The organism is Pseudomonas sp. PSKL.D1 (assembly GCF_028898945.1).
In the GTDB taxonomy this organism is placed as follows: domain Bacteria; phylum Pseudomonadota; class Gammaproteobacteria; order Pseudomonadales; family Pseudomonadaceae; genus Aquipseudomonas.
The window spans coordinates 5,639,993-5,665,092 of the sequence record NZ_CP118607.1; the positions used below are offsets into that span (position 1 = coordinate 5,639,993).

General features: G+C 61.7%; 29 protein-coding genes. 13 read left to right on the forward strand and 16 right to left on the reverse strand.

Annotated features, from left to right (window positions below):
- Positions 1-5 precede the first annotated feature (5 nt).
- From PVV54_RS25340 to PVV54_RS25360, 5 genes are all read right to left on the reverse strand, one after another.
- On the reverse strand, positions 6-1,244 hold the full coding sequence (locus PVV54_RS25340; RefSeq protein ID WP_274907812.1) for a heme biosynthesis protein HemY: 1,239 nt from the start codon (positions 1,242-1,244) through the stop codon (positions 6-8).
- Positions 1,241-2,341, reverse strand: a complete 1,101-nt coding sequence (locus tag PVV54_RS25345) for a uroporphyrinogen-III C-methyltransferase (protein ID WP_274907813.1) — start codon at positions 2,339-2,341, stop codon at positions 1,241-1,243. The genes PVV54_RS25340 and PVV54_RS25345 overlap by 4 nt, the downstream gene beginning before the upstream one ends.
- Before the next feature lie 46 nt (positions 2,342-2,387).
- Positions 2,388-3,155 (reverse strand): uroporphyrinogen-III synthase, encoded by a 768-nt coding sequence (locus PVV54_RS25350; RefSeq protein ID WP_274907814.1) that lies wholly within the window; start codon positions 3,153-3,155, stop codon positions 2,388-2,390.
- On the reverse strand, positions 3,152-4,093 hold the full coding sequence (gene hemC, locus PVV54_RS25355; protein WP_274907815.1) for a hydroxymethylbilane synthase: 942 nt from the start codon (positions 4,091-4,093) through the stop codon (positions 3,152-3,154). Before hemC ends, PVV54_RS25350 begins: the two co-directional genes overlap by 4 nt.
- A 77-nt stretch (positions 4,094-4,170) precedes the next feature.
- Positions 4,171-4,914 (reverse strand): LytR/AlgR family response regulator transcription factor, encoded by a 744-nt coding sequence (locus PVV54_RS25360; protein WP_274907816.1) that lies wholly within the window; start codon positions 4,912-4,914, stop codon positions 4,171-4,173.
- A 310-nt stretch (positions 4,915-5,224) separates the two neighbouring features.
- On the opposite strand from PVV54_RS25360, the gene argH reads away from it, so the two are divergent.
- Positions 5,225-6,619: an argininosuccinate lyase gene (gene argH / locus PVV54_RS25365; protein ID WP_274907817.1), complete on the forward strand. Its 1,395-nt coding sequence runs from the start codon at positions 5,225-5,227 to the stop codon at positions 6,617-6,619.
- A gap of 118 nt (positions 6,620-6,737) precedes the next feature.
- On the opposite strand, the gene PVV54_RS25370 is transcribed toward argH, so the two are convergent.
- Positions 6,738-7,400 carry a glutathione S-transferase gene (locus PVV54_RS25370; RefSeq protein ID WP_274907818.1) on the reverse strand — a complete coding sequence of 221 codons (663 nt, stop codon included), beginning with the start codon at positions 7,398-7,400 and terminating at the stop codon, positions 6,738-6,740.
- A gap of 112 nt (positions 7,401-7,512) precedes the next feature.
- Here PVV54_RS25370 and PVV54_RS25375 point away from each other — a divergent pair, with 112 nt between their 5' ends.
- From PVV54_RS25375 to PVV54_RS25385, 3 genes are all read left to right on the forward strand, one after another.
- Positions 7,513-7,815 carry a hypothetical protein gene (locus PVV54_RS25375; RefSeq protein WP_274907819.1) on the forward strand — a complete coding sequence of 101 codons (303 nt, stop codon included), beginning with the start codon at positions 7,513-7,515 and terminating at the stop codon, positions 7,813-7,815.
- Between the two features lie 69 nt (positions 7,816-7,884).
- A complete protein-coding gene (locus PVV54_RS25380; RefSeq protein ID WP_274907820.1) occupies positions 7,885-8,130 on the forward strand; it encodes a TIGR02647 family protein in 246 nt (81 codons plus the stop codon).
- Positions 8,131-8,309: 179 nt separating this feature from the next.
- Positions 8,310-11,222, forward strand: coding sequence for a class I adenylate cyclase (locus tag PVV54_RS25385; RefSeq protein ID WP_274907821.1), 2,913 nt, complete (start codon positions 8,310-8,312; stop codon positions 11,220-11,222).
- An 8-nt stretch (positions 11,223-11,230) separates the two neighbouring features.
- On the opposite strand, the gene rnk is transcribed toward PVV54_RS25385, so the two are convergent.
- From rnk to cyaY, 3 genes are all read right to left on the reverse strand, one after another.
- Entirely contained in the window at positions 11,231-11,641 is a 411-nt protein-coding gene (rnk, locus tag PVV54_RS25390) for a nucleoside diphosphate kinase regulator (protein ID WP_274907822.1), read from the reverse strand.
- A gap of 111 nt (positions 11,642-11,752) precedes the next feature.
- A complete protein-coding gene (locus tag PVV54_RS25395; RefSeq protein ID WP_274907823.1) occupies positions 11,753-11,965 on the reverse strand; it encodes a DUF1289 domain-containing protein in 213 nt (70 codons plus the stop codon).
- Position 11,966: 1 nt separating this feature from the next.
- Entirely contained in the window at positions 11,967-12,299 is a 333-nt protein-coding gene (cyaY, locus tag PVV54_RS25400; protein WP_274907824.1) for an iron donor protein CyaY, read from the reverse strand.
- A 186-nt stretch (positions 12,300-12,485) separates the two neighbouring features.
- Here cyaY and lptM point away from each other — a divergent pair, with 186 nt between their 5' ends.
- The 6 genes from lptM to PVV54_RS25430 are packed head-to-tail and all read left to right on the forward strand — an operon-like array spanning position 12,486 to position 17,099.
- A complete protein-coding gene (lptM, locus tag PVV54_RS25405; protein WP_274907825.1) occupies positions 12,486-12,689 on the forward strand; it encodes an LPS translocon maturation chaperone LptM in 204 nt (67 codons plus the stop codon).
- Between the two features lie 9 nt (positions 12,690-12,698).
- Entirely contained in the window at positions 12,699-13,946 is a 1,248-nt protein-coding gene (gene lysA / locus PVV54_RS25410; protein WP_274907826.1) for a diaminopimelate decarboxylase, read from the forward strand.
- A 4-nt stretch (positions 13,947-13,950) separates the two neighbouring features.
- A complete protein-coding gene (dapF, locus tag PVV54_RS25415; protein ID WP_274907827.1) occupies positions 13,951-14,781 on the forward strand; it encodes a diaminopimelate epimerase in 831 nt (276 codons plus the stop codon).
- Between the two features lie 13 nt (positions 14,782-14,794).
- On the forward strand, positions 14,795-15,505 hold the full coding sequence (locus PVV54_RS25420) for a DUF484 family protein (RefSeq protein ID WP_274907828.1): 711 nt from the start codon (positions 14,795-14,797) through the stop codon (positions 15,503-15,505).
- Positions 15,505-16,401 carry a tyrosine recombinase XerC gene (gene xerC, locus PVV54_RS25425; RefSeq protein WP_274907829.1) on the forward strand — a complete coding sequence of 299 codons (897 nt, stop codon included), beginning with the start codon at positions 15,505-15,507 and terminating at the stop codon, positions 16,399-16,401. The genes PVV54_RS25420 and xerC overlap by 1 nt, the downstream gene beginning before the upstream one ends.
- On the forward strand, positions 16,401-17,099 hold the full coding sequence (locus PVV54_RS25430; RefSeq protein WP_274907830.1) for an HAD family hydrolase: 699 nt from the start codon (positions 16,401-16,403) through the stop codon (positions 17,097-17,099). The genes xerC and PVV54_RS25430 overlap by 1 nt, the downstream gene beginning before the upstream one ends.
- Before the next feature lie 109 nt (positions 17,100-17,208).
- Here PVV54_RS25430 and sutA read toward each other — a convergent pair whose 3' ends face one another.
- The 3 genes from sutA to glnK all read right to left on the reverse strand — a co-directional run bounded on the left by sutA (position 17,209) and on the right by glnK (position 19,687).
- Positions 17,209-17,538, reverse strand: coding sequence for a transcriptional regulator SutA (gene sutA, locus PVV54_RS25435; RefSeq protein ID WP_274907831.1), 330 nt, complete (start codon positions 17,536-17,538; stop codon positions 17,209-17,211).
- Positions 17,539-17,965: 427 nt separating this feature from the next.
- On the reverse strand, positions 17,966-19,300 hold the full coding sequence (locus tag PVV54_RS25440; RefSeq protein WP_274907832.1) for an ammonium transporter: 1,335 nt from the start codon (positions 19,298-19,300) through the stop codon (positions 17,966-17,968).
- 48 nt (positions 19,301-19,348) lie between these two features.
- The gene (gene glnK, locus PVV54_RS25445) at positions 19,349-19,687 is read right to left on the reverse strand and encodes a P-II family nitrogen regulator (RefSeq protein ID WP_002555808.1); all 339 of its coding nucleotides are present in this window, start codon (positions 19,685-19,687) and stop codon (positions 19,349-19,351) included.
- Between the two features lie 364 nt (positions 19,688-20,051).
- Between glnK and PVV54_RS25450 the strand changes: the two genes are divergently transcribed.
- Together PVV54_RS25450 and PVV54_RS25455 are read left to right on the forward strand one after the other, a co-directional pair.
- Entirely contained in the window at positions 20,052-20,315 is a 264-nt protein-coding gene (locus tag PVV54_RS25450) for an accessory factor UbiK family protein (RefSeq protein ID WP_060479960.1), read from the forward strand.
- A 23-nt stretch (positions 20,316-20,338) separates the two neighbouring features.
- Positions 20,339-20,770, forward strand: a complete 432-nt coding sequence (locus tag PVV54_RS25455) for a TOBE domain-containing protein (RefSeq protein WP_274907833.1) — start codon at positions 20,339-20,341, stop codon at positions 20,768-20,770.
- A gap of 11 nt (positions 20,771-20,781) precedes the next feature.
- Here PVV54_RS25455 and PVV54_RS25460 read toward each other — a convergent pair whose 3' ends face one another.
- The 4 genes from PVV54_RS25460 to flgA all read right to left on the reverse strand — a co-directional run bounded on the left by PVV54_RS25460 (position 20,782) and on the right by flgA (position 24,515).
- Positions 20,782-22,797, reverse strand: coding sequence for a DUF4034 domain-containing protein (locus tag PVV54_RS25460; RefSeq protein ID WP_274907834.1), 2,016 nt, complete (start codon positions 22,795-22,797; stop codon positions 20,782-20,784).
- Positions 22,798-22,975: 178 nt separating this feature from the next.
- Positions 22,976-23,407, reverse strand: a complete 432-nt coding sequence (gene flgN / locus PVV54_RS25465; RefSeq protein ID WP_274907835.1) for a flagellar protein FlgN — start codon at positions 23,405-23,407, stop codon at positions 22,976-22,978.
- Positions 23,408-23,446: 39 nt separating this feature from the next.
- The gene (locus PVV54_RS25470; RefSeq protein ID WP_274907836.1) at positions 23,447-23,743 is read right to left on the reverse strand and encodes a flagellar biosynthesis anti-sigma factor FlgM; all 297 of its coding nucleotides are present in this window, start codon (positions 23,741-23,743) and stop codon (positions 23,447-23,449) included.
- A gap of 88 nt (positions 23,744-23,831) precedes the next feature.
- Positions 23,832-24,515, reverse strand: coding sequence for a flagellar basal body P-ring formation chaperone FlgA (gene flgA / locus PVV54_RS25475; RefSeq protein WP_274907837.1), 684 nt, complete (start codon positions 24,513-24,515; stop codon positions 23,832-23,834).
- Positions 24,516-24,675: 160 nt separating this feature from the next.
- Between flgA and flgB the strand changes: the two genes are divergently transcribed.
- Positions 24,676-25,089: a flagellar basal body rod protein FlgB gene (gene flgB / locus PVV54_RS25480; RefSeq protein ID WP_274907838.1), complete on the forward strand. Its 414-nt coding sequence runs from the start codon at positions 24,676-24,678 to the stop codon at positions 25,087-25,089.
- The last annotated feature ends 11 nt before the right edge of the window (positions 25,090-25,100 follow it).

A 25,100-nucleotide genomic window follows, 5' to 3' on the forward strand; every position in this document is an offset into this window, starting at 1 on the left:
GTTGCTCAGGCGCGAGCGCCGTCCGGGAGAGGCAAGGCCAGCAGGCGTTCATCCAGCAAGCCGAGGCCTTCCTGGAACAGTTGGTTACTGCGCTCGGTCTCACCAAGGCCGGCGAGCAGCCTGGCAAGCTCGGCACACGCTTCCGGGTTACGTTCCATCTGCAAGCTGCTTTCAAGGTAGTCACGCGCCTTGCCCCACAAGCGGTTCTGCAAGCTCAACCGGCCGAGGGTGAGCAGCAGGCTCGGATCTTTCGGATGGGCCTTGAGCCAACCCTCGGCAGTTTGCAGCTGCCGCGCAGGGTCATCGCCGCGCACCAGGCCATACAGCCGGGCGAGGTGGCTTTCGTACTCGCGCTTGAGGGCAGTTCGCAGCACCTGCTCGGCTTCCCCTTGAGCCCCTGCCTGGCGCAGCTGTTCGGCGTAGGCCAGCACCAGTTGCGGCTCCTGGCGTTGAGCAGAGGTCAGTTGTTGCCAGGCGCGCTCAAGGGCCTGACGTGCAGTTTGAGCGTCCTCGCCCCGGGTAGCTGCCAGGCAGAGGTTCTGCCCCCACGCGCGTTGCTCCAGCGCCGCCAATTCAGTGGCAGGCAAGACCTTACCTTTGCGCAGGTCTGGCAGCAAACGGATGAGTGCCGACCAATCGCCGCGCTCCAGATACAGACGCTGCAAAAGGCGCAATACCTGGTTGTTGTGCGGGTGCCGCTCTTGCATGGCCAGCAGGGTTTCCAGAGCACCATCGGATTCGCCCCGGTCCAGCTGCAGCTGTGCGTGGGTCAGGGCAATGGCCAGCTCTGCCTCGGGCTGGCGCTCCAGCGCACGCTCCAGCAAATTGTCGCTTTCATCCTTGCGACCTTGCTCGTTGGCCGCACGGGCGGCGCCAAGGTAGTAGAGCAATGGCTGGCGCTCATGCTCAGCGGCGCGGTGCAAATGACGCTGGGCGCTGGCCCAGCGGCCTTCGGCCAGGTCCAGTTGACCCTGCTCGATGGCGATACGTACCCGGCGGCTGCGGTTACGCCGCGACCACGGGTTTACCACCCCGCTGGAGGTCAGCATCAGCCCGACCAGATAGCGCAGCAACAGCAACAGCACGACGATACCGACCAGCGCGGCCAGCGCGGCCCACAACCCGGACTGATAGCGGAAGCCGCCATAGGAAATCAGCACGTAGCCACTGTGCTTGGCCACCGCGATGCCCAACGCTGCAGCCACCACAATGGCCACCACGGCCAGCAGGTAGACGCGTTTCATTGTTTGCCCCCCTCGGCTTCGGCGGGCAGATGGCGGCGCTGGATGTACGCTTGCACCGCAGCCAGGCTTTCGCTCAGGTCAGGTGTAACGACCGAGACGGGTTGGTCGGCCAATGCATTGAGGCTGTCCAGCATGGCTTTGCTTTGCGGGTTGTCGGCATTGAAGTTGGCCAGCAACACACTGCGTGCGTCGTCCAGGGCTTGGGTATAAACCTTGCCTTCGCCGTTCAGCGCTGCCCATTGGGCTTGTTCGATGGTCAGGCTCAGGGCCAGACGCAATTGGTTGAGCGACTGCCCGGCCAACAAGGGCCGCACGTTCTCATCGGCATTGAAATCGACCTGGAAATACTTGGAGATCTCGGCCCACCATTGCGAGAGCCGGCTGGCGCCGTCCCCATCAGAAGTGAGCGCGCCCATTGCATCGGCGTTGCTATCAAACTCCGGAGACTGGGCACTGAGTTGCTGCACCAGTTCACGCTGGGCTGCAAGCTTGAGGAACAAGCCGGTTCGGTCTGGTTGCTGGGTGCTGTTCAGGGTGGCAAGGCTGCGCGCCAGTTGCTCACGGGCAGCAAAGGCGCCCGGGTCGCTTTGCTCACGCAGGATTTCATCTGCGCCTTCCACCAATGCCTTCGCGCTGGTGATGTCCTGCAGCGCCGAAAGCCGCAGCGTTGCCAGGCGCAGCAGGTGCTCGGCTTCAGCCAGGCGCCACTCCTTGCGGCTTTCGCCAAGCACCGTTTCCAGCCGCTGGCTCAGGCGTTGCTGGTCACCCTGCAGCTGCGCCACCAAACGGCGACGGTCTTCCAGTTCACTGGCCGCCGGCAGGCTCGCCAGTTGAGCGCTGATTTGCTGCTCACGTTGCTGCAGGGCCGCCGCACGCTGGTTCAACGCTTCGAGGTGCTGGCCTTGGCTCACTTCACTGCCTTGCAGCTGCCGCACCTGCCAGACACCCCAACCGCCCACCGCAACCCCTGCAGCCCCCACCAGCAGGGCCAAAAGCGCCAGGCCACTGCCAGTGCGCCTGGCGGGAACGGGAGTAGCCGCTGGTGTCGGCTCCTGGGCCGACGGCTGATCATTGTTGGACAAGACAGTTTCGCTCACGTATCCATCCTTTGCATGGGGGCGCATCGCTCTGATGCTCAGCGCCTTAAGAGGCAGGTGCAGCGCTGCGCTGCACGGCTGCCAGCAAGGCCGCGGCACTCGCGCCACGGCAATCCACAACCTGTTGGGCCCCTGCGGCCCTGGCCTGTTCGGCCACCCGTGGGCTCGGTACGAACAACGGCAGGCGCGCCAGCTGCGGCCAGTGCGCGTCGGCCATTTGCCGCAAGTGTTCAAAGCCCTGCCCACTGCTGACCACCAGACCATTGAGGCGTTCCGCTTCGATACGGCGCATCAGGGTGCCCGGCGGGTATTCCGGCAGGCAGCGGCGATACAGTTCCAGATAATCGACACTAGCACCTTGCTCCCCAAGACGCTCGGCCAGCAGTTCGCGACCTCCGACACCACGGACAATCACGACTCGTGGCGTAGGAACTGCGATAGCCTCGCGCAAGGCCGGGAGTAAGAGCAAGGCTTCGCTGTCATCACCTTGTGTAGGGAAATTCACCTTCAGACCAGCGGATTGCAGGATCCCGGCCGTGGCCTCCCCTACCGTGAACCAGCCCTTGAGCGGGGCTTGCAGCCCAGCCTGCGCTAACCGTTCCAGCAGCAGCCTGGCGGCCGGCTTGCTGACCACGATGACCGCCTGATACTGCCCCAGGGCTGAAATATGCTGGTGCTCGACAGGGTCGAGCACAACGGGTTCTATTGCCATCAGAGGCAAACTGCTGCTGGCCACGCCTTGCGCCGCCAGGCTTTGCGCCAATGCAACGCACTCTTCGGCAGGCCGGGTCAGCAACAGGCGCCAAGGGCTCACGGGTGCCCGGCCTCACCGTAGACTTCCTTGAGGATGGCTTCTGCACCCTGGCCCAGCAGGTCTTCGGCAACCTGCACGCCTAACGCCTCGGCGCTCGATCGGGGGGCGCGGGCATCGGCCACCAGCAGCTTGCCGCCGCTAGGCTGGCCGACCAGGCCGCGCAGCCAAAGCTGCCCGTCTTCAAGCACCGCGTAACACGCGATAGGCACTTGGCAACCACCGTTCAGGCGTTTGTTCAATGCGCGCTCGGCTACTACCCGGTCGGCGGTATCAACATGGTGCAGCGGTGCCAGCAACGCATGGATCTCCTTGTCGGCGCTGCGGCACTCGATCCCAACGGCACCCTGACCACCCGCCGGCAGGCTGTCGTCGACACTGATCGAGGAGGTGATGCGGTTTTCAAACCCAAGGCGAATCAAACCCGCGGCGGCAAGAATGATGGCGTCGTACTCACCGGCATCAAGCTTGGCCAGGCGCGTGTTGACGTTACCGCGCAGGAACTGGATTTTCAGGTCCGGGCGGCGTGCCAGCAACTGGGCCTGGCGGCGCAGGCTGGACGTACCCACGACGCTGCCGGCAGGCAGCGCCTCAAGGCTGGAGAAGGTATTGGAAACAAAGGCATCACGCGGGTCTTCCCGCTCGCAGATGCAGTACAGCCCCAGGCCCTCGGGGAAATCCATCGGCACGTCTTTCATCGAGTGCACGGCGATGTCGGCTTCATTGTCCAGCAGGGCGGTTTCCAGCTCTTTGACAAACAGGCCCTTGCCGCCGATTTTCGCCAAAGGCGCATCAAGCAGCTTGTCACCACGGCTGACCATGGGCACCAAGGTCACCAGCAGGCCAGGATGCGCCTGCTCCAGGCGGGCTTTGACGTATTCGGCCTGCCACAAGGCCAAGGCGCTTTTACGGGTGGCAATACGGATTTCGCGAGTGGACATGAAACGCCCCGATCCAGAGAAATGCTGCCGATGATAGCAGCATCGCCTGTTCTACGAGGGTTGTGTATGCGTTTGCGTCAAAGCGTCTGCATCATCTTGCGCACGCCGGCCACATGCCGGCGGCTCACCGTCAGGGCATCACCGTCCAGGCCTTTGAGGAACAGCTGGAAGTGCCCAAGTGGCGTACGTTGCAGCCGCTCGATTCGCTCGCGTGCCACCAGCGCATTGCGGTGGATGCGCACGAATCGCTCACCGAATTCATCTTCCAAAGCCTTGAGCGGTTCGTCGAGCAACACTTCACCAGCCTCGTGGCGCAAGGTCACGTACTTGTGATCGGCAATGAAATAGATCACCTGCGGCAGCGGAATCAGTTCGATCCCCTTGCGGGTTCGTGCACTGATATGGCTACGCGGGCTGCCGCCTTCACTTTTGGGCCGGGTAAGTACGGCCAGCTGGCCCCGGTTGGGTTTTTCAGCCTTGCGCAAGGCATCGCGCAAGGCCTGGGGTTGAATGGGCTTGGTCACATGGCTCAGCGTGCTGTTGTTAAACGCTTCTGCACCGTACTTGTCATCACCGGTACAGAACACCACCGAAGGCGGCGCCTCGCGCTCACACAGGCGAGCGGCAACCTGCAGGCCATCAAGGCCAGGCATGCCGATGTCCAGCAAAACCACATCGGGCTTGAGGCTTTCGATCAGCGTCAAGGCCTCCTCGCCGTTGGTGGCGCTGGGCTCCAGCACGCTGTACCCCTCCAGTTCAGCAAATAGCCGCGTCAGGCGTTCACGGGCTTGGGGTTCATCATCAACGATCAGGACATTCATAATTGCTCTGGATTCCTGAGTGAGTCTCGCACAGGTATAGCGTAGACAGATGCAGGTCGAGCGACACTGCGGTCACGCTCTAGACCGATACGAAGGCCAAAGATTCACTGAGCCGACAGATTCACTGCCAGTCCTCTGTCCAACTGTAGACGGTCCGTGGAACACTGCCGTTCAATCGTTGAATATCGCTTTGCCCTGTCGTTACAGGATGATTTGCACCGATTTCTCTCGACCGGCGTCCTGCGGTTGCCGGCCCAACCCTGCTATCATCGGCGCCACTTTTTCGTTCACGCCTTCAACGAGTGAATCCATGAGCACCGACAAGACCAATCAGTCCTGGGGCGGCCGCTTCAGTGAGCCCGTCGACGCCTTCGTCGCCCGCTTCACCGCCTCGGTCGATTTCGACAAGCGCCTGTACCGCCACGACATCATGGGTTCGATCGCCCACGCCACGATGCTGGCGCAGGTCGGCGTACTCAGCGATGCCGAACGCGACACCATCATCGACGGCCTGAACACCATTAAGGGCGAAATCGAGTCAGGCACCTTCGACTGGCGCGTCGACCTCGAAGACGTGCACATGAACATTGAAGCACGCCTCACCGACCGTATCGGCATCACCGGCAAGAAGCTGCACACCGGCCGTAGCCGCAACGACCAGGTCGCCACCGACATCCGCCTGTGGCTGCGCGACGAAATCGACCTGATCCTGGGCGAAATCACCCGCCTGCAACAGGGTTTGCTGGAACAGGCCGAGCGTGAAGCCGAAACCATCATGCCAGGCTTCACCCACCTGCAGACCGCCCAGCCAGTTACCTTCGGCCACCACCTGCTGGCCTGGTTCGAAATGCTCAGCCGTGACTACGAGCGCCTGGTCGACTGCCGCAAGCGCGCCAACCGCATGCCCCTGGGCAGCGCGGCACTGGCCGGCACCACCTACCCGATCGACCGCGAGCTGACCTGCAAACTGCTGGGCTTCGAAGCCGTGGCCGGCAACTCGCTGGATGGCGTTTCGGACCGCGACTTCGCCATCGAATTCTGCGCCGCCGCCAGCGTGGCGATGATGCACCTGTCGCGCTTCTCTGAAGAATTGGTGCTGTGGACCAGCGCCCAGTTCCAGTTCATCGACCTGCCAGACCGCTTCTGCACCGGCAGCTCGATCATGCCGCAAAAGAAGAACCCGGACGTCCCAGAGCTGGTACGTGGCAAGAGCGGCCGCGTGTTCGGCGCTCTGACCGGCCTGCTGACCCTGATGAAAGGCCAACCGCTGGCCTACAACAAGGACAACCAGGAAGACAAGGAGCCACTGTTCGACGCCGCCGACACCCTGCGTGATTCGCTGCGCGCTTTCGCCGACATGATCCCGGCCATCAAGCCCAAGCATGCCATCATGCGTGAAGCGGCGCTGCGCGGCTTCTCCACCGCTACCGACCTGGCCGATTACCTGGTCCGCCGCGGCCTGCCGTTCCGTGACTGCCACGAGATCGTTGGTCACGCAGTGAAGTACGGCGTCGATACTGGCAAAGACCTGGCCGAGATGAGCCTGGATGAGCTGCGCCAGTTCAGCGACCAGATCGAGCAGGATGTGTTTGCCGTGCTGACCCTGGAAGGGTCGGTGAATGCGCGTAACCACATTGGCGGCACCGCGCCGGCGCAGGTGCGCGCGGCCGTGGTTCGCGGCAAGGCGTTGCTGGCTTCGCGTTAATAGCCATTGCGAGGGCTTCGCCCTCGTTCGCGGATGAATCCGCTCCTACAACGAAACGCTAACCCCTGTAGGAGCGAATTTATTCGCGATGGGCTGCAAAGCAGCCCCCTCTGCCGACTCAGCGCTTCCCGCTGCTGATCATCTCCATAAACGCCGGCATCGCCGCGTCCTTGTCCGCCACAATCCGCGCCATGTGCGGGTTCTTACCCAGCAATTCCAGCAACGCCTTCGCCTGCGGGAAGTCCGCCAGGAAGTCGATGCCCAGCACCTTCTTGCCCACCAGGCAAGCCAGGTCTACCGAGAAGGCAAACATCAGGTCCGCCTGCGTCAACTGCTCACCCGCCACATAGGGCGCAAAGCGTCCATTGCGCTTGAGCGTGGCAAAACCGGCCAGCAACTCGGCCCGTGCGCGCTCCTTGATCAATGGCTCGACTGCCGCGCCAAAAAAAGCCTCGGCATAACACGTACGCGCAGGCAGCTCGATATACAGCTCGATTTCCTTGAGCAGCTCACGCACCTTGGCCTGCTCGAACGGGTCTGCCGGCAGCAGTGCCTTGCCGCCCTGCGTCTGCTCGAGATAGTCGAGAATCACGTTGGTCTCGCTGAGGAAGCCTTTTTCCGTCTCCAGCACCGGCACCTTGCCCCGCGGGCTCACTTCCAGCGCTTGCGGTGCCTGGCCGCCGTAGAAGGTGACCTCCTCGAAGGGCAGGCCTTTCTCCAGCAGGGCCAGCTTGACCATGTTGTAGTAATTGCTGACCGAGAATCCATGAAGCTTGAGCATTGGGTTACAGCCTCCAGGCCGTGTGGGGATGGCCCGGCTTTTATAGACCGATCAGCCGGGCATGGCCAGAGCAAGCGTGGCAAACTGTACGCCCCACCACAGGAGTACCGCCATGAGCGAGCCAACCGACATCGGCAATGACGACGATGAAGCCTTCGCCGAGGCCACACTGACCCAGGCCATCGAAAACCAGATCGAGAGCGGCGAGCCGCCAGCTGCCAAGGCCACCTTCAACAAGCTGACCCTGGTCGGCTATGAGCGTGAAGACATTCTCAACCTGATGGCACACGTGCTGGCCATCGAGATCGACAACATGCTCGACGAAGACCGCCCATTCGACAACGAGTGGTACGAAACGGCCCTACGCGCCCTGCCCGAACTGCCGCCTGAGGCAGATCAAGGCGACGACGAATAACCCGGCTACACTCCAAGGTCAGGCACCGCTGGCGGTGCCGCCATCCTTGTCTGGAAGTCAGGAGTCGCCATGTCGTTCACCCCCGAACTGATCGCCGAACTGGAAGTGCTTGCACTGTTCAATCTGGACAGCAGCCAGGAAGGTATCAAGATTCACGCAAATGCCTCCCCCGCCTTGGTTGCCGCAGCCAAGCGCCTGCATGACAAACAGCTCACCGATCAACCCGATGGCGGTTACCTGACCAGCCTTGGGCATGATGCGGTCGAAAGCGTGCAGTTGCTGCTCAACATTCTCAAGTCGCCTCAGCCTGCATAAGCCTGTACCGGCCCTATCGCGGATAAATCCGCTCCTACACAGGGACTGTAGGAGCGGATTTATCCGCGATAGGGCCGGTACCAGCGATAAAAAAATGACGCCAAAAAATAACTCGGCGCTTATCCGAGCACGTTACTCAGGCTAAACTCGCCACAGCCCCACCCTGCCCTGAGCGCACCATGAACCACCCGCACGAAATCCGCCCCGACCTGGACGAAGGCATCGACCGCAAGGTGCTGGCGAAATTGCGTGCGCGGTTCCTGCATCTCAACCAGGGCCGGCTGCAGCGGGCGATGGACGGGCTTTCGACCCGCCAGCAGCAGGTGCTGACGCTGTTGCCGCTGCTGTTCCACGTCAATCACCCGCTGCTGCCCGGTTACGTTTCGGGAGCCACTCCGGCCGGCGTATCGGGCTTTGAACCCGATGCCGAGCTGGTCGCCGAAGGCCAGCGCCTGGCGCGGTCTTTCACTTACAAAACCCGCCTCGGCAACCCGAACCGCCCCATCCATGGCCTGTTCCTGATGGGTAGCCTGGGTTCACTGGCTCAGGCAGAGCAAAGCGACATGGACTTGTGGGTATGTCATGCCCCGGGCCTGAGCGAGGTTCAGCTCGATGAACTGCGGCGCAAGTGCCAATTGCTCGAAGCCTGGGCAGACAGCCTTGGGGCCGAAGCGCATTTCTTCCTGATCGACCCGCAGGCTTTTGCTCAGGGCCAACGTGACAGCCAGCTCAGCTCCGACGATTGCGGCACCACGCAGCATTTTTTGCTGCTGGACGAGTTTTATCGCACCGCCATCTGGCTGGCCGGGCGCACGCCGTTGTGGTGGCTGGTGCCGGTTTATGAAGAGCAGAACTACAGGGCTTACACTGAAACGCTGCTGTCCAAACGTTTCATCCGCAGCACAGATGCACTCGATCTGGGCAACATGGCGCACATTCCGCCGGACGAGTTCGTTGGCGCAGGTTTGTGGCAGTTGTTCAAAGGCATCGATTCACCCTACAAATCCTTGCTCAAACTGCTGCTGACTGAGGTCTACGCCAGCGAACACCCGACGGTGCGCTGCCTGAGCCTGGATTACAAACAGGCGGTGTTCACCAGCCAGCCAAATCTCGATGAGCTCGACCCTTACGTCATGGTGTACCGGCGCATCGAGCGCTACCTGCTGGAGCGGGGTGAAACGGCGCGCCTGGAGCTGGTGCGGCGCAGCCTGTACCTGAAGGTGAACAAGAAACTCTCCGGCCTGGACCGCACACGCGGCAATGGCTGGCAACGTCAGCTGCTGCAGCGCCTGACGGATGAATGGGGCTGGGACGAGCGGCAGTTGGCCATGCTCGACAGCCGCAGCCAGTGGAAGGTACGGCAAGTTGCCGTCGAACGCCGTGAACTGGTGGCAGAACTCAACCACAGCTATCGCTTCCTCAGCCAGTTCGCTCAGAACCAGGGCGCCAGCAGCCGCGCCGACCAGCGCGACCTGAATGTGCTGGGCCGCCGCTTGTATGCCGCATTTGAGCGCCGTGCAGGCAAGATTGAGGTGATCAACCCGGGCATTGCGCCGGACCTTGCCGAAGATACCCTGACACTCGTTCAGTCCCCCAACCGTAAAGAGCCCGGCCAGCACCACTGGGGCCTGTACAACGGCAACCTGGGTGTTCACGAGTGGGAGCATTTCAGCCCGATCAAGCGTTGCCGTGAATTGCTCGAGCTGCTGACCTGGGCCCATCGCAACGGCGTTATCGACACTTCCACACGCCTGGCCCTGCACCCTGGTACCAGCGACCTGACCGAATTCGAGCTGTTCAATCTGCTGGGTAGCCTGCAACAGAGCATCCCCCTGCCGCTTGAAACGGTCAGCGAAGTGCGCCTGCTACAACCGAGCGTGGCGGATGAGATCCTGTTGCTGGTGAACGTGGGTGTCGACCCACTGCGTCATCATCGCGACCTTAACATCCTGATGACCACCGAGCGCACTGACTCGTTGAGTTACGCAGGGGTGCGCGAGAACCTGGTGCTGACCCTGGACCAGATCACCCTCAACAGCTGGAACGAAGTACTGGTTCAGCGTTACGACGGCGACCATGCCTTGGTGCGCTGCCTGCGCGACTTCCTCAACAACCTCGGCCAACGCAGCCACCGGCCGCGCGTGCGGGTACGCTGCTTCTGCCACAACCGGGCCCAGGCCATCAGCCAACGTGTGGAGGAAATCTTCGACACCGTTCAGTTGCTGCTCGACCAAGGTCGAAACCACCGCTATCTGCTGCAAATAGCACAGCACACCCATGTGCTGGAATTGCTACCCGGCGAGGTGAGCCTGGCGACTGTGGGCGAGCATGGCGCAGTGCTCGATTGCCTGGGCGAGGAGCGTGGCAGCTACAGCCCGTTGCACCTGGATACAAATGCGCTGCAGGACCACGATTTGCCATTGGTACTGGAGCAAGGCCGCCCTGACTGCATTCAGGTGTTCTACCGCCTGCTCGACGGCTGGGCCGACCTGTACGTGCTGGATGAATACAATGCGCTTTGGCAGCAACGCTTGCCGATGCAGGACGAGAGCCACCTGCTGCTACCTTTGCAGCGCTTCCTTCGCTCGGTTGTGATGCGCCGCGATGCCCGCTTGCCGCTGGATTACCTGCGGCAACTGCCGTTACAGATCCACTACGCCCAATTGCTGCCGTCCGGGCCGGGCAAGGCCCGCACCGTTGAGCCACGCCCGGCGCCCAGCGAGGGCATCGACCAACCCTATTACGAGGTTCAGGCCATTCTGGAAGCCGGTACGGGTGAAGGCGTGCACGTGACGCTTTACTGCGCCCAGCAGGAATTTTCCGAGTTGGACCATGGCGACGAACTGTACGCTGTGGTCGCCCGGCAGATTCTGGGCCAGCGCCGCAGTGCCGGGCACTATCGCTGCTACATCACCGATCTGGACCTTTCCGACCTGTTGGGCGACGAACTGGGGTCGACGAGTCTTTACCTGCGCTATAAACGCGAGCTGGAACAGGCGCTAAATGACGGTTTGGCCCACTGTAGGAGCGGATTTATCAGCGATGCAGGCAACGCAATGTATGGCACCGGCGATGCCGGTGATCGCGGATAAATCCGCTCCTACAGGTCGAAATCACCTGCGGCTTCGGGTTGATATTCAACTGCCAGCAGTTTCAGTTTCAACGTCTTGCCGCCGGGCGCGGGCCAGTCAATCTGTTCGCCCACTGACAACCCCAGCAACGCGCAGCCAATGGGCGCCAGGATCGAAACCTTACCCTCACCGCCCGCATCCTTGGGGTATACCAAGGTCAGGTGATAGTCCTTGCCGCTGGCCTCTTCCTGGCAATGCACACGGGAATTCATGGTCACCACACCTGCCGGCACTTCCTCATGGCCAACCACCTGCTCGGCGCGGTCCAGCTCACCCTGCAGGGCGAGTACCCCCGGCGTATTTTCGTCAAGGCTGTCGATCAGGCGTTCCAGACGCTGTACATCCAGCCGGGTAAGGATGAGGGAAGGCTTGGTGCTCATGGTCCAGTCATGCTCCTTTGAACAGGCATTTGCAGTAGGCAGATAAAACAAAACCCCGCCCAAGGGCGGGGTTTGTGAATGCTTTTGACACTACCACAGCCGAGCAAATACTCAAGCCTGCGTGCGCAGGGCCTGTGCTTCGCGGCAAATCTGCCGGCGCCGCTCGTCGTCCGCCGAACGCCACTCCCGGATGTGTTCCACATGCCGGTGGCAGCCGGTGCAGACCTTGCGCTCGTCCAGCCTGCACACGCTGATGCAGGGCGACGGAACAGCCGGGCTGACATTGCTGTAAAGCGGCTTGGGCGGCCGCGCCGGGGCACTCATTTCAGATCTCGTCGAAGTCCAGCTTCTCGCCGGCCCGCTCCCAGACAATGCGCTCAAGCATTTCGCCCAGCAGCTCTTCGCTCTTCTCACACACCCATTTGCGGCTTTCTTCGTCGTAATCGAAGTGGAAGCCGCCGGAACGGTCGGCCAGCCACAGCTGGCGCAGCGGCTCCTGGCGGCTGAAGATCAGCTGGCTGCCGTTGTCGAACTTGACGGTGAGCACACCGGCGGAATTCTCCATGTCCAAGTCCAGGCCGCTCTCGTCGAACAGGTCTTCCAGGGCCTGTTGGGTGGCGTCGACCAGATCATGGAAACGCGCTTCGCTCAAACTCATTGCAGGAACCTCGAAATTGGCTGCATTACAGGCAAGGCGGGCAAGATACGGGCGCCAGCCGCCGATTGCAAAGGTTTAACCGGTCACAAGAATAGCCCGCCCGACGGACCGGCCCTTGCATAGGCAAGCCGCCGGTCGCTCGGTATACTCGGGCGCAATACTGCATATTTCAAAGGATTTCACCCAATGAAGCGCCTGATTTCCTCGCTCGCGGCGCTGGTCGCGGTTGCCTGCCTCGTTTCGGCCTGCGGTCAGAAGGGCCCCCTGTACCTGCCGGAAGACGGCAAGGACGGCAAGGCCAGCCACAAGTCGCATCAGCACCAGCACGCCCAGCCTGTTCAACCGCAGGATGAACAGCCCCTCGAGCCCGAGCAGACGCCAGAGCAGTAAGGAAATCAGATGAACGCTTTCAACTACCGCGACGGTGAACTGTTCGCGGAGGGCGTGGCCCTGTCGGCCATCGCCGAACGTTTCGGCACCCCAACCTACGTTTATTCGCGCGCCCACATCGAGGCTCAGTACCGCAGCTATACCGATGCCCTGCAAGGTGTCGAGCACCTGGTCTGCTTCGCCGTGAAAGCCAACTCCAACCTGGGTGTGCTGAACCTGCTGGCCCGCATGGGCGCTGGCTTCGACATCGTCTCTGGCGGCGAACTGGAGCGTGTCCTGGCTGCTGGCGGCCGCGCCGACCGCGTAGTGTTCTCGGGGGTGGGTAAAACCCGCGAAGACATGCGCCGTGCGCTGGAAGTCGGCGTGCACTGCTTCAACGTCGAGTCCACCGACGAGATGGAGCGCCTGCAGGTGGTTGCCGCCGAGATGGGCAAAGTGGCCCCGGTTTCGCTGCGGGTCAACCCGGACGTTGATGCCGGCACCCACCCGTACATCTCCACGGGCCTCAAAGAAAACAAGTTCGGCATCGCCATCGCCGACGCCGAAGCCATTTACGTGCGCGCCGCACAGCTGCCAAACCTGGAAGTGGTCGGCGTTGACTGCCACATCGGCTCGCAGCTGACCACCGTCGACCCGTTCCTCGATGCCCTGGACCGCCTGCTGGACCTGGTCGACCGCCTGGCCGACTGCGGCATCCACCTGCGTCACCTGGACCTGGGCGGCGGCGTTGGCGTGCGTTACCGCGACGAAGAGCCGCCGCTGGTGGCCGACTACATGAAGGCCATCCGTGAACGCGTGGGCGAACGTGACCTGGCCCTGGTGTTCGAGCCGGGCCGCTACATCGTGGCCAACGCTGGCGTATTGCTGACCCGCGTGGAATACCTCAAGCACACCGAACACAAAGACTTCGCCATCATCGATGCGGCCATGAACGACCTGATCCGCCCAGCCCTGTACCAGGCGTGGATGGGCGTTAGTGCAGTCAAGCCGCGCGAAGGCCAAGGCCGTGCCTACGACCTGGTGGGCCCGATCTGCGAAACCGGCGATTTCCTCGCCAAAGATCGCGAACTGAACCTGGCCGAAGGTGACCTGCTGGCCGTGCAGTCCGCGGGCGCCTATGGTTTTGTGATGAGCTCCAACTACAACACCCGTGGCCGTTGCGCAGAAATCCTGGTCGACGGCGACCAGGCGTTCGAAGTTCGCCGTCGCGAGACCATTGCCGAACTGTTCGCCGGCGAAAGCCTGCTGCCGGAGTGAACCCATGCTGCTGCGTTTTACCAAGATGCACGGGTTGGGCAACGATTTCATGGTCCTGGACCTGGTCAGCCAGCACGCACACATTCAACCCAAGCATGCCAAGCAATGGGGTGACCGCCACACGGGCATCGGTTTTGACCAGCTGCTGATCGTCGAGGCGCCAAACAATCCGGAGGTGGATTTCCGCTACCGGATTTTCAATGCCGACGGTTCCGAGGTCGAGCAGTGCGGCAACGGTGCGCGCTGCTTTGCCAGGTTCGTGCTGGACAAGCGCCTGACCGCGAAAAAGCGCATCCGCGTCGAAACCAAGGGCGGCATCATTGAGCTGGACGTGCAGAACGACGGCCAGGTGTGTGTCGACATGGGCCCACCACGCTTCGTGCCCGCCGAAATCCCCTTCGTCGCCGACGAACAGGCACTGAACTACCCGCTGGAAGTCGACGGGCAGGTGCATTCGATTGCCGCCGTGTCCATGGGCAACCCGCACGCCGTGCTGCGTGTGGATGACGTGCACACCGCGCCGGTCCATGAACTGGGCCCGAAAGTCGAGCATCACCCGCGCTTCCCGCAGCGGGTGAATGCCGGCTTCCTGCAGGTGGTCGACCGCCACCGCGCCAACCTGCGCGTGTGGGAACGCGGTGCTGGCGAAACCCAGGCGTGCGGCACCGGCGCCTGCGCTGCGGCCGTTGCGGCCATTAGCCAGGGCTGGATGGATTCGCCGGTCACCCTCGACCTGCCAGGCGGGCGCCTGCACATTGAATGGGCTGGCCCCGGCAAGTCCGTACTGATGACCGGCCCAGCCGTACGCGTCTACGAAGGACAGGTTCGTCTCTAAGCGAGTAACCGCCATGACCGATCAGCCCCAGGTTGTACCCCAGCAGTCCAGCGAGCTTGATGCCGAAGCGGTGGTCGCCTACCTGCGCGCCCACCCCACCTTCTTTGCTGAGCACGACGATCTGCTGCTTGAACAGCGCATTCCCCACCAGCGCGGCGACAGCGTGTCGCTGGTGGAGCGCCAGCTCAAGCTGCTGCGCGACCGCAACATCGAGATGCGCCATCGCCTGTCGCAGCTCATGGATGTAGCCCGCGACAACGACCGGCTGTTCGACAAGACTCGCCGGCTGATCCTTGACCTGCTTGATGCTGCCAACCTCGAAGACGTGGTGATGGCGGTTGAAGACAGCCTGCGCCAGGAGTTTCAGGTGCCCTTCGTCAGCCTGATCCTGTTCGGGGACAATGCTGCGCCGGTGGGCAGGTGGGTCAGCAACGCCGAGGCTCAACAGGCTATCGGTGGCTTGCTGGGCGGTGGCAAGACGGTCAGTGGCAACCTGCGAGAGCACGAGCTGGCGTTCCTGTTTGGTGAGGAACAGCGTCTTGAGGTGGGCTCCAGTGCTGTCGCAGCCCTGGAGTATCAGGGGTTGCATGGCGTGCTGGCAATCGGCAGCCGCGACCCGCAGCACTACAAGAGCAGTGTCGGTACCTTGTTCCTCGGTTATATCGCCGAAGTGCTTGGGCGCGTGGTCCCGCGTGTTACCCAGACCTTGCGTCCGGTGCGTTGATGGAGCGCCAACTGGAGGCTTATTGCGCACACTTGCGCAACGAGCGCCAGGTGTCTGACCATACCCTGCTGGCGTATCGCCGCGACCTCGCAAAGGTCATCGACTACTGCAACGCTCAGGGCATCGCCAGCTGGAGTGCCTTGCAGATTCAACAGCTACGCCAACTGATTGCACGCCAGCATCACCAAGGCCAATCCTCGCGAAGCCTGGCAAGGCTCCTGTCGGCAGTGCGTGGGCTGTATCGCTACCTCAACCGTGAAGGCTTGTGCCAGCACGACCCGGCCACCGGCCTGAGCGCGCCCAAAGGCGAACGCCGCCTGCCCAAGACACTCGATACCGACCGCGCCCTGCAATTGCTCGACGGCGGCGTTGACGATGATTTCATTGCCCGCCGCGACCAAGCCATTCTCGAATTGTTCTACTCCTCCGGCCTACGGCTGTCCGAGTTGACCAACCTCGACCTGGAGCACCTGGACCTTGCCGGCGGCCTGGTTCAAGTGCTCGGTAAAGGGAGCAAGACACGAGTACTCCCGGTCGGCCGCAAAGCCCGTGAAGCCTTGCAGGAATGGTTCAGGCTAAGAGGCATCGGCAACCCACGCGATGGCGCAGTGTTCATCACCCGCCAAGGCAACCGTCTCAGCCCCCGGGCCATCCAGCTTCGGGTAAAAACCGCCGGCGAGCGCGAGCTTGGCCAGCATTTGCACCCGCACATGCTTCGCCACTCTTTTGCCAGCCATATGCTCGAATCCTCCCAGGACTTGCGCGCGGTGCAGGAAATGCTCGGCCACGCCGACATCAGCACCACGCAGATCTACACCCACCTGGACTTCCAGCACCTGGCCGCGGTGTACGACAGCGCCCACCCCCGGGCCAAACGCAGCAAAGGCACAGAATAATGAGCATCAAGCTGATCACGTTCGACCTTGACGACACCCTGTGGGACACCGCACCTGTAATAGCCAGTGCAGAGGTCGTGCTGCGCGACTGGCTTGAGGCTAACGCGCCAATTCTGGGAGGTGTTCCGGTGGAGCACCTGTTTGCCATTCGCGAGCGGCTGGTGCAAGCCGAACCGGGCCTGAAACATCGCATCAGCGCCCTACGCCGCCGCGTGCTGTTCCATGCGCTTGAGGAAGCCGGGTACAGCGAGAAACATGCCCAGGAACTGGCCAACGAGGGCTTTGAAGTGTTTCTGCATGCCCGGCATCAGGTTGAAGTGTTCCCTGAAGTACAGCCGGTGCTGGAAATGCTGCGCCATCACTACACACTGGGCGTGGTGACCAACGGCAACGCCGACGTACGCCGCCTGGGGCTTGCGGATTACTTCAAGTTTGCCTTGTGTGCGGAAGACCTGGGGATTGGCAAGCCCGACCCGGCGCCCTTCCTCGAAGCGCTCAAGCGTGGCGAGGCAGAGGCCGGTGCTGCCGTGCATATCGGCGATCACCCTGGCGACGACATTGCCGGCGCCCAGCGAGCGGGCTTGCGCGCGGTGTGGTTCAACCCCCAGGGCAAGGCATGGATGGGCGACCAAGCGCCGGATGCGGAAATTCAGCGGTTATCCCAGCTACCTGACGTACTGGCCCGCTGGCGCGTGTAGGAGCGGCCTTGCGGCCCCTTTCGCGACACGAGGCCGCTCCTACACAGACCGAGTCACGCCGGACACAAAAAAGCCCGCAGCGACGGCGGGCTTTTTTGTGTTCAGCCACTCAGATAGGGCGGCTGCCGTACTTGTTGTCCGGCTTCTTGGGCGGGTCGGCGACCACGTTGGCCTCGACTTCCTGAACCTTGCCACCGCGGGCAAGGAAATCTTCCATGGCCTTGGCCAAGGCATCACGTTCCTTTTGCTTGGCTTCCATGCTCGGCATCTCGTCTACCGAGACTGCCGCCTTGGATTTGCCCTTGGCAGCGGGAGCCGGGCTGCTGTCGTCATCGCCAGCGTCTTCAGCGCCATCATCGGCAGCCGCTTCGAGGCCTTCATCGCCCTCGTCTTCGTCGCCTACTTCGAGGTCATCATTTTCCAGATCGTCGTCGCTCATGTTCTACCTCATGACTTGCGAAAAGCAGGTTGGTTATAGACCGGTGCAGCCGTAGACCGGCAGCCACCAGTGAAAATTCAACTGGCCGTGGATTGGCCACTGCCCTTGGCCCTGCACTCCTGATGGGAGGCGGTACCCAACAGGCCCTGCTCCTGGCAGGACCTGAAAAATCCTTGAGCCCTGCTGGCCACACGCTATTGGCAAGCCTAGCAAACGCTGAGAAAGCGTGCGGACTACTCGTCAATCACCCTTCGGCGCGCATTCTAGCGCGCTTGTGGAAAAAACAAAGCACCCTGAATGCCCTACATGTTGTAAGTTTTTGGCCCACGTCGCGAACGTGACTGATAAACCGTTTGCTCTGCACGAAAAGCCGAATTTCAGGCAAAAAAATGCCCGGCGAGCCGGGCAAGTTTTTACAGCGTCGCAGTTACAGGTTGTAGCCGCGCTCGTTGTGTTGAGCCAGGTCGAGGCCGACCGACTCTTCTTCTTCGTTGACCCGCAGGCCCATCACCACGTCCAGTACCTTGAGGATCACGTAGGTAACGATGGCGGTGTAGACCACGGTGAAGATCACGCCCTTGGCCTGGATCCAGACTTGGGCACCGATGTCGGTGACCGCGCCGAAGCCGCCCAGGGCAGGTGCCGCGAACACACCGGTGAGAATGGCACCGATGATGCCGCCGATACCGTGCACGCCGAAGGCATCCAGCGAATCGTCGTAGCCCAGCTTGCGCTTGAGGCTGGTGGCGCAGAAGTAGCAGACCACACCCGACACCAGGCCGATTACCAGGGCGCCCATTGGGCCCACGGTACCGGCAGCCGGGGTAATTGCAACCAGGCCGGCGACCACACCCGAGGCAATGCCCAGAGCGCTTGGTTTACCGTGGCCGATCCACTCGGCGAACATCCAGCCCAGTGCGGCAGCAGCGGTGGCGATCTGGGTAACCAGCATGGCCATGCCTGCAGTGCCGTTGGCCGCTGCGGCAGAGCCGGCGTTGAAGCCGAACCAGCCGATCCACAGCATGGCAGCGCCCATCAGGGTGTAACCAAGATTGTGCGGGGCCATCGGGGTGGTCGGGTAACCTTTACGCTTGCCTAGCACCAGGCAGCAAACCAGGCCAGCAATACCGGCGTTGATGTGCACCACGGTGCCGCCAGCGAAGTCGAGTACGCCCCAGTCCCACATCAGCGCGCCGTCACCGCTCCATACCATGTGGGCGATCGGTGCGTAGACTAGGGTGAACCAGATGGCCATGAACACCAGCATCGCCGAAAACTTCATACGCTCGGCAAAGGCACCCACGATCAACGCCGGGGTGATGATGGCGAAGGTCATCTGGAAGGTGATGAACACGGCTTCAGGGAACAGTGCAGCGGCCGAGGTCAGGCCCGACGGCGTGACGCCGCTGAGGAAGGCCTTGGAGAAGCCGCCGACGAAGGAATTGAAGTTGAGCACGCCCTTTTCCATACCGGTGGTATCGAAAGCCAGGCTGTAGCCGTAGACGACCCACAGGATGCTCATCAAACCGGTAATGGCAAAGCACTGCATCATTACCGACAGCACGTTCTTGGAACGCACCATGCCGCCGTAGAACAGGGCCAGGCCCGGAATGGTCATGAACAGCACCAGCGCCGTCGCAGTCAACATCCAGGCGGTGTCGCCGGAGTTCAGCACTGGGGCAGCTGCTTCCTCTGCCAGGGCGATGCCGGGCATTGCGAGGGACAAAAGGGCTCCTAGCCCTGCGATCTTACGCAGAGTCATGTTTTTATCTCCTGGGGCTTTGGGGTTTGGTGAGGCTTTGGTTGGCGCTTAGATCGCGTCGGTATCGGTTTCGCCGGTACGGATGCGGATCGCCTGCTCCAGATTCACCACGAAGATCTTGCCGTCACCGATCTTGCCGGTGTTGGCCGCCTTGGTGATGGCTTCGATCACTCGATCAAGGTCCTTGTCGTCGATGGCGACGTCGATCTTCACCTTTGGCAGGAAGTCGACCACGTATTCCGCGCCGCGATACAGCTCGGTATGGCCCTTCTGCCGGCCGAAGCCCTTGACCTCGGTAACGGTGATGCCCTGCACGCCGATTTCCGACAGCGACTCGCGCACGTCGTCCAGCTTGAACGGCTTGATGATGGCTGTGACTAGCTTCATGAAACTCTCTCCCGATTTGGTGGACTTGCCCCAGGAAAACAAACCCGTCTCAAGTCTAAGCGCAGCGGTTGGCTTTGTAACGCGTCGTCGGCATCCGGCTCCGCGTGCGCACTGCTTGGTCACAAAGAACTGCATCAGTGCATGGCTCGTACTGGTCTTTGCAGAAACCTTGCCAGTTCCGCTAAAACCCCGAAAAACAGCGGCTTGCGTACAGCATCTTGCGTTGGCCAGTCGCCAGCACCAAAAAGATGCACAATTCTGGTGCGTGACGGCTTCGAAGACTGCTCGAAAAACGTGCAACCGGGCTCAGCAATGCCCCGTGCTACACTTCGGCCCATTTCTCGTTTTCAGTGGAACAACCGACATGCTCGCGCCAAAAGCCCTCCTCGACGCCCTGAGCGACCAGGCCTCGCGCCTGTTCAGCAGCGACACCGCCCAGCCCCGGGCTGAACTTGAAAGCCAGTTCAAGGTGTTGATGCAGGGCGCTTTCAGCAAACTGGACCTGGTCAGCCGCGAAGAATTCGATAGCCAGATGGTCGTACTGGCGCGCACCCGTGCACGCCTGGAAGCGCTGGAAAAGCAAGTGGCCGAGCTGGAGGCACGTTTGGCGCCCGCTGCACAGGAATAACAATCGATAAGGAGTGCATCACCATGAAAGTCAGTGCCCGCAATATGTTCGAAGGCAAGGTCAGTAACGTTCAACCTGGCGCGGTAAACGCCGAAGTCGAACTCACCCTGAACGGCGGCGGCGAGAAACTGGTGGCAGTGGTCACCATGGCCAGTATTCACAACCTCAACATCAATGTTGGTAAAGAAGCTGTGGCATTGGTGAAAGCTCCTTGGGTGGTGCTGATGACAGATGCCGATGGCTATAACTTGTCGGCACGTAATGCACTGGAAGGCGAAGTGGTACGCGTCGGTGATGGCGCGGTGAATGCCGAAGTGGTTCTGAAGCTGGCGGGCGGCACCGAGGTATTCTCGATCGTCACCCGTGAGGCCGTGCAAGAGCTTGGGCTGAAGCCCGGAGTCAAGGCCACCGCACTGATCAAGGCCTCGCACATCATCCTCGGCACCAAACCGTAAGCCGAACCCCATCAGGCCGAAGCCCGCTGCTGCTGTGGGCTTGCGGCTTTGGGCGGCAGCTCGCTGGCCTGCAGGTCACCTCGAAACAGCGTGGCGCCGCACACCGTGAACAATGTTTTGACCACGCTGTGCGAGTTGAGGATTTCAGCCTGAATGCCCGCAATTGCCGGCTCATTCGGTTGCAGTGTGACAGCTCGGTTTGCCCACTCGATGGCCGCAAACCGGCTTTGTTTACGCGTGCCATGCCCATACATCCAGGCTAGCCCCATTTCCGCGCAGGCACGCGCGGCAATGCCTTTGTCAGGGTAATCGAGCAAGCCCGACAAGTACTCAACCGCCTCGACACGTTCCTGCGAATCGCCCACCCGACGCAGCAGGATGCCCAGTTGCAAGCGGGCCAGGGCACCGACTTGGGCATGATGCGTCGCGTCCAGCAGCAGGCGCCGGACCGCGAGCATAGCGGTTCGATCCCGCAGGCCTTCGTTGTCCTGCATTCGCTGGCAGGCCAACTCGTACTTTGCAACCAGATCACCGGCCTCGGCGGCACACAACAGCCAATGCTGCGCCGCCTTAGCGTTCAAATAATGCGCAGGCGTTTTATCCAGCTTGCCCTGATGCAGTTCATGCAAGGCCATGGCTGCGTCAGACATCTTCAGTTCTGCGCATTGTTCATAGAGGTAGTACGCCGCATCGTGCAGGTTGGCCGAGCGCAGCATGCCCGGCACATCAAGCACTTCAAAACATTGGCCCGCATGCCAACACTGGCGCTTCACCGCGGTTTCTACCCACTGCCGGGCCGTGTCAAGGGACAGCTGAAAGCCCCAATAGCCAAATTGATGCCCAATAGCCCGCAGCGCGCAGGCTGCTGCCTGCTTGCGATCCAGGCAAAGCCCTTCGAGGATGACACGAAAGGCTTGATCAGCCTCTTGCGTTGGGTGATGCAATACGAGCTGGGCAACGCTGTAGAACCAGCCGCCAACTGAGCCAAAGCCCTGCTCAGGGCACAGGCCGGCAAACGCAACAAAATCCTGGGTAGCGCCAGCGAAATCCAGCGAATGAACACGCAGCCCACCTCGCCAGGCCAATAGCAGGGCACGCTCCCGTGGCCTGAGTTCGCGCTGCATCCACGCGTCGAGATGGCTCAACCACTGCGCAGCGTCACGCCACTGCTCGGCTTGCACCCGGTGCAGCCTGTCTTCAAGGATCAACCAGCGGATCGCATTGCGCTGCGCCTCGCCCCAGTTACGGCATAACGGGCCGCTTGCGACACGCTCAATGGCTTCATGGCTGCCGCCCCACCGCGGGGCCAGGTAGCGGGCATAGCGCTCAACGGCCTCGAAACACCCATCTCGCCAAGCCAGCGTATGCCGCAACCAGTAATCGTGCGCGCCTTCCTGGCCACTGAACAAGCGCGGGCTCAGGCAGTCAGGCAATGCCTGGGGCAATTCAACCAAGGGTACAAGGCCAAACTTGACCAACAGCGGCGCCACAGCCTCCTGCACTTCCACATCAGCATGCGCGCTGGGACGAAAACGTGCCGCCTGGCCATGAAACAGCTCCACCAACCAGCCGGGCTCACGAAAGTGCGCACTGACCAGCAACATGCCGATTGCAGCGGCGATTGGTTGCTCGGAGCGTTCCAAGGCCCGCATGAAATGTGCTGTGGCAATTTCGCAAGCCTGCTCGGCAGCCAGCCAGCGCGCATCGCTAACCTCTTGCGCAGCGCCCGTACCGCGAATGTCACAGGCGCGATTGAAACAGTGAAAGCCCATGACCACTTGCGGGTGGTAGGCCTTTGGGCAGGCTTCGATCCAGGCTTTGAGCACTTGGGTCAGGGCTTTGCTGCCACCTGCATCCCAGTCCACCAGCATGTCGCCCTGCACTGCCTCCAGATAGACCGGGCATTCACCGGGCGGTGCTTGCTGCCACTGGCTCTCGAGGGCATCAAAAGAACGGTTTAGTTCAGCGAATTCACAGGCTTGCACCCGGTCCCGCATCTGCTGGCGGGTGCGAATGAGCGTTTGCACGGGCATTACCTTAAGTCCATTTTTTTGGAGCCGCGTCGTCATCCGATGGCAGCGGCGGTAGCACTTAAACACTAAGCCATGGATCCGCTATGCGCAAAGATATTGGATCCATTATTTGTCAGACTCTATGAACAGCGCAGGGGAAACCCTTGTTCCAGACACGCTTTGAGGCACTCGCTCACGGTGTACCGGCCATCGGCCGACCATTGGGCCCATACAACCTGTCGGCAGTCATACGGCCCAGGAAGTCGAGAATTTGCCGATTGCCTTCCAGCCGCAGCGCCAATGCTTCACCGTTGGCTTGATTAAGCGCCCGCGCTCGCCTGGCCGCCTGCTGCATGCTGCGCCAGGCCTTCAGGCAGCCTGCCTCTTGCGCGGCACGCACAGCGCCTGCCTTGCACGGCCCATAGCCCAACTTCAGTTGTGCCCCGGCGCGCACCGCCTCCAGTTGCTCAAGGCGCAACAGCGCAGCTTGCTTGCCGGCTATCAACTCTCGCAGGCGCTCGGCATCCACGCGGCCTTGGGCCAAAGCCATGCGCTCCTGCTCCAGCAATTGAAGCAATTGCTCGACGACCCGTTGCTGCACGTCCAGGTGGCGATCCAGGCTCATCGGTAAACCTCGCTCAGCACCTTGCGCCACGGCTGGCGTTCATGTTGGCTCACCGCCGGCCATTTCGCGGATATCCGCGACCAGGCTGGTGTAGATGGCCTGAGCGTCGGTTTTCAGGCTACCGTCCGCTACCGACTGGCGCAGTGCTGCCACCTTTTCCAGGTCGACATCGGCGGCGGTGTCGGTATCCGTGAGGTCGCTGATCCCGGAAATCTGCACGGTTTCTTCGGCAAGGCTATCCAATGCCTGCTGCGCAACCCGCTGCGGCGCGTTGCCGGCCAGGTCGCTGTCGGCCTGCGAGACGATACTGGTGAGCTGAGGGCTAATGATTTTCACGGTAGGGGCTTCATTGGCTGTGGTTTAAACACTATCGGCATCGGTACGGCCCACCTTTGGCCTGCAATGGGTTTTAGACAAAATTTCATCATCGCAACAACAGTTCATTGTTGCCGATGACTTGAGCAGAGAATGTGCGGCCATCGTCACTCAGCACCCGCACCGTGCTCCCCATGCCGCCATTGTCCAAGGCCTTGCCATTGCGGCTAAGGCTGAACCCTGCGCCTTTCGACCGCAGTACAACCGTGCGATTGCGCTGTACCAGCCAGCGCTCACGCACGCCCTTGAGCGCTAATACGGCGCCAGCATCCACGCCTCGGGCCGCCTGCCTGCCAACCAACTGCTCGGCGCGCAAGGCACTGCCTTTTGGCAGGTCTTGCAACGGGCCTCTGCGGCTGGCAAGCATGTTGGGCTGGATGATGTCGCCCGCCTCGATCTTGCGCGTGGCAATAACATAATTGCCTACCGCACTTACCTGAACCTGCAAGTAACCGAGCACTGCATCCTGGCCGCTACAACGCACACCCACAGGCACGCGCCCCACAGCAAGCGCACGGGGGTGGACCAGGTACGGCTGTGGTTCAGCGCACGCCTGGATGCGCGAAACGGGCTGGCCGATGTCCAGCAGCGTCAGGCGGCTGCCGGAAGGCAATATGGGTTCGATCAACCGCCGAACCCGCTCCTGCAATACATCGCGCTCGGCCATCGCAAGCCCGCTCTGAAGCAGGCAAAGCAGCAGCCAGAAGCGCGCAACGCGGGCGGAACCAGTCATCACAGGCACCTTTCACAAGGGGTCAGGCGCAGCATTCTAGGCAGGCCGTCGGCAACACAAAGCTCGAATTGCTCGTCAAATAGCGGTCTGTTCCGGCCTTTGCCGGCAACGCCCGGCCACTACCCTGCACATCGTTCAACAGATGGCACGGGCCGCAGGCATGATCGACAAACTCGACAACGAGCTGCGTTTTCAGCAGGACGCAATGAGCTTGCGCGCTGAGCGCCAGCAAGTGTTGGCCAACAATATCGCCAACGCAGACACGCCCAATTACCGCGCACGGGACTTCGACTTCGCCAGTGAACTGGCCAGTTCCCTGAGCCAGGAGCGCGCAAACAAGGGCGGCATGGCCCTGGCCACCACGTCCGATCGCCACCTGCAGGCCTCGTTCAGCGCTGGCTCGAACCGCGAGCTGCTGTACCGGGTACCTGACCAGCCCAGCCTGGATGGCAACACAGTGGACATGGACCGCGAACGCGCCCAGTTCGCCGACAACAGCGTGCGCTACCAGGCCAGCCTGACCTTCCTCAACAGCCGCCTGCAGTCGCTCAAGACCGCAATGCAATCCGAATAACGCGGGGGACA